The following is a 7,867-nucleotide window of genomic DNA, read 5'->3' on the forward strand; positions in this document are numbered from 1 at the left end:
ACCAACTGACAACTAAGAGGGCGGGCACGGGGCACCGCCCCTACCAACTGACAACTGACAACTAACAACTAACAACTGACAACTGACAACTAACAACTGACAACTGACAACTGACAACTAACAACTGACAACTGACAACTGACAACTGACAACTGACAACTAACAACTGACAACTGACTTAACATAATGGCTCGTTATTCTCGACTACAAAAACTCGGTTCTTATATGCGCCCCCATTGGAAACCCGCATTCTGGGGCGTTTTCTCGCTATTAATTGTCAATGCTGTGGGCGTTTACATTCCCCTGCTGATTCGGAATGCCATTGACACTCTCCAAGTTGCAACTAAATTTGACCAAGTTTTCAACTACGTGCTCCTAATTCTGCTCCTCGCCTCAATTATGTGGGGAATTCGGATGGTGTCGCGGATTTTGCTGTTTGGCGTGGGCCGTCAAGTTGAATTTGACCTCAAACAGCAAATATTTAATCATTTATTAACATTAGAACCGTCTTATTTTGCTGTTAATACAGTAGGGGATTTAATTAACCGGGCTACTTCCGATTTAGACAACATTCGCCGCTTGGTGGGGTTTGCGGTGCTGAGTTTGGCGAATACAGCTTTTGCCTATGCTTTGACTTTGCCAGTGATGCTGGGAATTGATGTACGGCTGACGCTGTTGGCGATCGCAGTTTATCCTGTAATGCTAGTTTTGGTGCAGTTATTTAGCGACAAACTTCGCATCCAGCAATTAGCCGTACAAGAAGAACTATCGGCAATGAGCGATTTGATTCAAGAAGATATGAGCGGCATTTCCGTAATTAAAATCTACGCTCAAGAAGAAAACGAACGCCGCGCCTTTCGCAATTCTAACGCCCAATTGCTATCAGCAAATTTGGAACTCGCAAAAACCAGAAACTTTCTTTTTCCACTGCTGGGCGGTTTGGCAAGCATCAGCTTGTTAGTGCTGCTTTCTGCTGGCGGCGGCGCAATTGCTAAGGGCGAAATTAGCATCGGCGATTTTGTGGCGCTGCTGATTTACGTCGAGCGTTTGGTGTTTCCGACAGCGCTGTTGGGTTTCACAATTACGGCTTACCAGCGTGGAGAAGTCAGTGTCGATCGCATCGAATCAATTCTGACTGTGGAAGCGCAAATTAAGGATGCTGCAGGTGCAGTTGAAATACCAACTCCAGTAATCGGCGAAATTGCTGCCAGCAACTTAAATTATACTTATCCCGGTGCTAATACACCCGCGCTCAAGAATGTCAATTTTACCATAAAACCGGGGGAAACAGTCGCAGTTGTTGGGGCGATCGGCTCTGGAAAATCAACCTTAGCTAACGCACTGCCGCGCTTGCTAGATATCGATCCGGGTGAATTATTTTTGGACGGGCATGATATTACCGAAGTGAAGTTGAACCAATTGCGCGGGGCGATCGCCTACGTGCCCCAAGAAAGCTTTTTGTTCGGCACTACCATTAAGAATAACATCCGCTACGGCAATCCCTTAGCAGAACAGCCAGAAGTTGAATCAGCAGCCAAACAAGCGCAAATTCACCCCGAAATCCTCAACTTTCCGCAGCAATACAAAACAGTTGTCGGCGAACGCGGCATTACCTTATCCGGCGGACAGCGGCAGCGGACAGCATTAGCCAGAGCCTTATTAGTTGACGCTCCCGTGCTAATTTTGGACGACGCTCTTTCCAGCGTAGACAATCAAACAGCTACCGATATTCTGCATAACTTGGCAACAGGAACCGATCGCAAAACAGTGATTTTCATCTCGCATCAGATGTCCGCTGCTGCTACAGCCGATCGCATTTTCGTCATGGAAAAAGGAGAAATAGTCCAAAGCGGCACTCACGCAGAATTGGTAGGACAACCAGGGCTTTATCAGTATCTGTGGAACCAGCAAAAACTAGAAGAATTGCTGCATTGACTTGTACCCGTGTCCAACAGGTTTGTACTAAATACTTTACCAATTCCAATCCTCTGGAAAGTGTTTATACAAATTCTCCATAAAGCTGCACTAAAATATTAGAGACTCCAGCCAAAAGTGCAAAAATATGGGGAGAGCATCTCAATGAATGCAAAAAACAATTTCTTTACAGTGTTGTCCCCTCTCGCGAGTGTTGGATAGATAGCGAGTGGGGAAAGCACGCATTAAATCAAAAATGAGATGCTCCCAATCGACCATTAAGCAGATTGGGCGTAGAATTAAAATATCGGGCGCTCAATGGAACCGCAACAATATCTCTCAAGTTCTCAAGCATCGCTGCTCTTATCTTAATCTGGCTTTTGCCTGAGTATTTCTACTTATTTCATAACTGAGATGCTCCCAACCATTTCCACCCCCTTTTTAAGATTCACGGGGACTGAAGTCCCTCGCGTCGTTTCCTTCTCAGGAGTAAGTGCGATTAGTTTCCCACTTACCGTATTTCTTTTATGAAGGCTTCTGCGTAAGCTTTGCGTTATGTAGCAAGGGCGTTCATTGTAAGGCCACGGGCACCGAGTTTTATGCAAAGTGTCTGATCAGCGCTTTTCGCGATCGAAGAAGGTAAAAGTTTTTGTGGTTAAAATCCAGCCGCTTAGAATTGAACAACGGTCAGCCAACTTTGATCTAAACTCAGAAGGGTTCCAGGGTTGATTGCACTTTAGTCAACAGACATTGATTATCTACCGAGAGATTAAAGACCGCTAAGGTGATGGGGCAGCATTGGGTAATCTGCGAAATGTTTACACTTCCCTAGGCAACTATGCCAAGGCGATTGAATACTATCAGCAATCGTTGACCATCGCCCGTAACGTTCATAACTGCCAAAGATGGAGAGCAAAACATGATTAAACTCCCTGGAATTAAAGTTTTAGCCCAAATTTACGAAAGTGACAATTCTGTTGTCTATCGAGGGATTCGAGAACAAGATCGCAAAGCAGTAATTCTCAAAGTTCTGAAACAAGACTACCCCACCCCCTCTGAACTAACTCGATATAAGCAGGAATATGAAATCACTCGCAATCTGAACATAGAGGGTGTGGTTAAATCTTATGCCTTAAAACCTTATCAAAGAACTCTGGTCATTATCTTAGAGGATTTTGGCGCATCATCCTTAAGCCAATTATTCAAGGATTCTGTAGATGCAGGGCATATTTTATCTCTCGCAAAATTCCTCAAATTAGCCATCCAAACAGCCGAGATATTGGGCGCGATTCACGCTGCCCATATTATTCATAAAGATATTAATCCTGCCAACATCGTCTTTAACCCAGAAACAGAAATTATCAAAATCATTGACTTTGGTATCTCCACTCAATTAACCCGCGAAAATCCTACGCTGAAAAATCCCAATGTTTTAGAAGGCACTTTAGCCTATATGTCACCGGAGCAAACGGGACGAATGAATCGTTCTTTAGATTACCGCACTGACTTTTACTCTCTCGGCGTTACCTTCTACGAACTCCTTACGGGACAGTTACCTTTTGAAAGTACCGATGCGTTGGAACTGGTGCATTGTCATATCGCCAAACAGCCAATACCCCCTCATCTTTTAGCAGGAGGAGAGGGGGAGAGAGGGAAACCGGGAGAACCTTGTCCTCAAGCCGTTTCGGATATTGTCATGAAGCTGATGGCGAAAATGGCAGAGGAACGATATCAAAGTACCTGGGGACTCAAAGCTGATTTAGAAGAATGTCTCTTTCAGTTACAAGCTAATGGGACTATAGCAGATTTCCCTCTCGGTTCTAAGGATATTTCCGACAAGTTTCAAATTCCCCAAAAGCTTTACGGAAGAGAGTCAGAAGTTGAAACCTTGCTAACAGCATTTGACCGAGTGAGTCAAGGCACAACTGAAATGATGCTAGTTGCAGGTTATTCCGGCATCGGTAAATCAGTATTGGTGGCAGAAGTTCATAAACCCATCACTCAAAAGCGCGGCTATTTCACCTCCGGAAAATTTGACCAGTTTCAGCGCAATATTCCCTACTCAGCCGTTGTCAGTGCTTTCGCCGGATTGATGCGCCAACTGTTAACGGAAAGCGAAGCACAACTAAACCTTTGGCGAGAAAAACTCCTTGCTGCTTTTAGCTCCAATGGACAGGTGATTGTTGAAGTGATTCCTGAAGTGGAACTAATTATAGGCAAGCAACCCCCCGTGCCGGAATTAAGCCCCACTGAGTCCCAGAATCGCTTTAATCTGGTCTTCCAAAACTTCATTCGGGCATTTTGTGCAAAAGAGCATCCCTTGGTCATCTTTCTGGACGATTTGCAGTGGGCAGACTCCGCAACGCTCAAGTTAATCGAACTGATGATGACGGATACGGATACACAATATTTATTTCTAATTGGGGCGTATAGAGATAACGAAGTCAACCCCACTCATCCTTTGATGATGACTCTTGAGGGGCTACGGAATCTTGGGGCAACTCTCAACTTTATTACCTTAGCACCGTTAGAATTAGAACATATCAATCAGTTAATTGCTGATACATTGCATAGCGACAATAAGTCAGTAAATCTTTTAGCAGAACTGGTTCAGCGGAAAACAATTGGCAATCCATTCTTTGCCAATCAATTTCTGAAAACCCTGCACGCCGAAAACTTAATAACTTTTGATTTTCAGCGTCACGCCTTTGTGTGGGATATTTCAAACATTGAGGCACAGGACATTACTGATAATGTAGTGGAGTTGATGATTGGCAACTTGAAGAAACTGCCAGAATCCACACAGCAAGTTTTACGCTTGGCAGCTTGTGTCGGGGCTTCTTTTGATTTAACCACTATCTCTATTGTTTGTGAAAAATCCAAAGAGGCAGTTTTCCCCGATCTGGTGACGGCAATTCAATCTGGATTGATTTTGCCCACCTCTGAGTTAGATACTCAACTGTTAATTCAGGATTACAAGTTTTTGCACGATCGAGTTCAACAAGCAGGCTATGCCTTGATTGATGAAGCGCAAAAAACAGCAGTCCACTTACAAATTGGTCGGCTACTATTGGAGAATACAGATCCGGAAGCCGTATCAGAGGAGATATTTGAAATCGTCGATCACCTCAATTTAGGCGTCGAACTTGTGACCGATCGAGCGGAACAAGATAAAATTGCCCAACTAAATTTGATGGCAGGCAAAAAAGCTAAAGCTGCAACAGCGTATGTGGCAGCCGTTGACTATTTGAATACAGGACTAAACCTGATAAATAATGTAGATAGTTGGCAGAGTAACTATGACTTAACTTTAGCGCTACACGAAGAAGCCACAGAAGCAGCATATCTCAATGGCGACTTTCCAAAGATGGAAGACCTGGCAGAAGAAGTATTAAATCGTGCTAAAACTGTGCTGGATAAAGTAAAAGTTTATGATGTAAAAATTCAAGCCGCTGGTGCACAAAGTAAAATAAAAGAAGGAATTCAAATTAGCCTTATAGCACTGACACAGTTAGGGATAAGCTTACCAGAATATCCGAGCCAGTGGGATGTTCAAAGAGGACTCGAAACAACGGCTTCACTGGTTGGCGATCGAGACATTGAAGATTTAATTAACCTACCTTTAATGATTGAACCGGATAAGCAGGCAGCCCTACTTATCTTTTCGAGTATAGCTGCTAGTGCTTTAACATCTGCGCCAGCACTGTATATACTTATGATGTGCGAACAGGTGAATTTATCTATCAAATATGGTAATTCACGTTGGTCTGCATTTGTTTATGTTAGTTACGGATTAATTTTGTGTGGGGTAGTTCAAGACATTGATTCTGGTTATAGTTTTGGTAGATTGAGTTTAAAGTTACTTGAGTTGCTAGATATCAAAGACATCGAGTGTAAGACATTGCTGGTGTTTGGAGGCTTCATAATCCATTGGAAAAAGCATTTCAAGGAAACACTGCCTATTCTGATTGATTCCTATCAAAGCGGGATGGAAATGGGAGATTTTGAATATGCTGGCTACGCGGCATTTTTAAATAGCTATCATTCATATTTTATCGGTCACCAACTTACTGATATAGAACAAAAAATATCGAATTATAGTAAAGCCATTAGTCAAATAAGGCGGGAAAGACCCTTTAATTGGATCTCAATATTTTTGCAGGCAGTTCGTAACTTACTGGGTCAGGAAGAGAACCCCACTTTATTAAGTGGTGATGCTTACAATGAAGAGCTAGCACTCCCCCTTGCCCTTGAAATAAATGACAGAATAGAGTTGCACTACTTATATCTAAATAAGATTATCCTCTGTTATTTATTTGGTGATTATCGTCAAGCTGCACAAAATGCTGTTTTGGCAGAACAGTATTTAGATGCTGTGACAGCATTGATGGCTGTGTCGCTTTTCCATTTCTATGATTCTCTAGCTCATTTGAGCGTATTTACGAATGCTTTAAATTCTGAAAAAGAAGCTTTGCTTAATCGGATTAACACTAACCAGGAAAGGATGAAATATTGGGCATCTCATGCTCCGATGAATCATCTACATAAATTTTATTTAGTGGAGGCAGAGCGCTATCGGGTTCTCGGTCAATATATGGAGGCAATGGACTATTACGACAAGGCTATTGCCGGAGCTAAAGAGAATGAATACCTCAACGAAGAAGCCCTAGCTTACGAACTTGCCGGGAAATTTTACCTCGCATTGGGCAAAGAAATAATTGCCCGAACTTACATCAGTGAAGCTCATTACGCCTACACTCGCTGGGGAGCGTTAGCAAAGGTCAAGGATTTAGAAACAAAATACCCGCAGCTACTGAGTCAATCATCATCGCGCCCCCATATTACTTCCACGCGCACGACAACTATAGCAATCCTAAATCATTTTCAATAACTGGTTAAGAGGTTAAGAGCCTAGGAATCGATGTCACTCTTGAAGAGTCTCGCCTGCGAAAATGTCGGCAGAGCCTCCGGATCTGCGTTACCAGGCTAAGCGAAAGTAACGAGCAGAACGAGTAAATCACTTAGGATTGCTATAGAGAATTAGTATGAGTTTAAAAATACATTTTTTTACATCATAAATTTAAACCCTTCAAAAGTTAGCTCGTAAATTACAAAATTTGGGACATGAGTTAGCCATATCTGCGGCTGAAAATCCTCCGATCCATCTCAGATGGGTGAAATTTCTATTACTAACGGTGTAGCGATAGAGATGTGGAATATCAGTCTTAAGAGATTTGTCATTGCTCTGTCATTAAGATAAGCTAAAAAGTATTTAAAATCAACAAACATTTGAGGATATTTGGCTATGGACGGTCAAGACCCCGCTGACATCAAGATGGGTAACGTAGATGAAGAAGAAAGTTCAGTTGTCGCACACGGCACGGCTATTTTAGGGATCGATCCTGAAGGAGGAGAGGCCGTACTCTTTAAGGATTTAGAAGTCACAAATTCTAAAGTAAAATTGAGTGCATACCTAGCGATAGATGGAAATTTAAATAAATCCATAGAACTAGGCGAACTCACAGGAACTATGGGTACCGTTAAAAGTGCCGTCCCCCTAGGAACAGATACCTCCCCTTACAATACCGTAGTTCTTCGCGACCAAAAGAGTAAAAAGAAAGTCGCAGTCATTGAATTGTAGATCCGCAAGCGAGTAGGGATGGGATAATATCTCTACTCACCTATTAAAACTTCACGCTTTATTAACCTTTGCTTACTGTTCCTATACAAATAGGACTTCATCTAGAGCAATTTAATAAAAACTTGTTATTAGCAGTTTTAACCATCCAAAACATCGCGGGTGTTCACAGGTAGCACTCACTTATTTGGCAAAATTGTATAAACTAACTTGTTTACACTAACGAATCTATGCCTAGTTAGGGCTTGCTGGATAAGTGCAGAAAGGTTACACGGCGCGGTTATACGATCGCGCGATCGAGAGTTTAGTGCAAGA

General features: G+C 42.6%; 4 protein-coding genes and 1 pseudogene. All 5 read left to right on the forward strand.

Translation table 11 applies throughout. The features are described from left to right. The first annotated feature begins 186 nt into the window (after positions 1 to 186). On the forward strand, positions 187 to 1,935 hold the full coding sequence (locus QUA01_RS25690; RefSeq protein ID WP_333093331.1) for an ABC transporter ATP-binding protein: 1,749 nt from the start codon (positions 187 to 189) through the stop codon (positions 1,933 to 1,935). A gap of 247 nt (positions 1,936 to 2,182) precedes the next feature. Next, positions 2,183 to 2,302 (forward strand): annotated as a pseudogene (locus QUA01_RS25695) (ISKra4 family transposase); the annotation flags it as partial. Positions 2,303 to 2,712: 410 nt separating this feature from the next. Next, positions 2,713 to 2,841 (forward strand): tetratricopeptide repeat protein, encoded by a 129-nt coding sequence (locus QUA01_RS25700; protein ID WP_333093332.1) that lies wholly within the window; start codon positions 2,713 to 2,715, stop codon positions 2,839 to 2,841. Next, positions 2,834 to 6,805 (forward strand): ATP-binding protein, encoded by a 3,972-nt coding sequence (locus QUA01_RS25705; RefSeq protein ID WP_333093333.1) that lies wholly within the window; start codon positions 2,834 to 2,836, stop codon positions 6,803 to 6,805. Before QUA01_RS25700 ends, QUA01_RS25705 begins: the two co-directional genes overlap by 8 nt. Positions 6,806 to 7,219: 414 nt before the next feature. Then, complete coding sequence (locus QUA01_RS25710; RefSeq protein WP_194008708.1) at positions 7,220 to 7,555, forward strand: hypothetical protein; 336 nt, start codon at positions 7,220 to 7,222, stop codon at positions 7,553 to 7,555. Positions 7,556 to 7,867: the final 312 nt, after the last annotated feature.

It is taken from the genome of Microcoleus sp. S36a_B3 (assembly GCF_036700745.1).
In the GTDB taxonomy this organism is placed as follows: Bacteria; Cyanobacteriota; Cyanobacteriia; order Cyanobacteriales; family Microcoleaceae; genus Microcoleus.

Coding starts and splice junctions, on each gene's coding strand:
- QUA01_RS25690 (WP_333093331.1), top strand. CDS start 187: ATGGCTCGTTATTCTCGACTACAAAAACTCGGTTCTTATATGCGCCCC.
- QUA01_RS25710 (WP_194008708.1), top strand. CDS start 7,220: ATGGACGGTCAAGACCCCGCTGACATCAAGATGGGTAACGTAGATGAA.
- QUA01_RS25705 (WP_333093333.1), top strand. CDS start 2,834: ATGATTAAACTCCCTGGAATTAAAGTTTTAGCCCAAATTTACGAAAGT.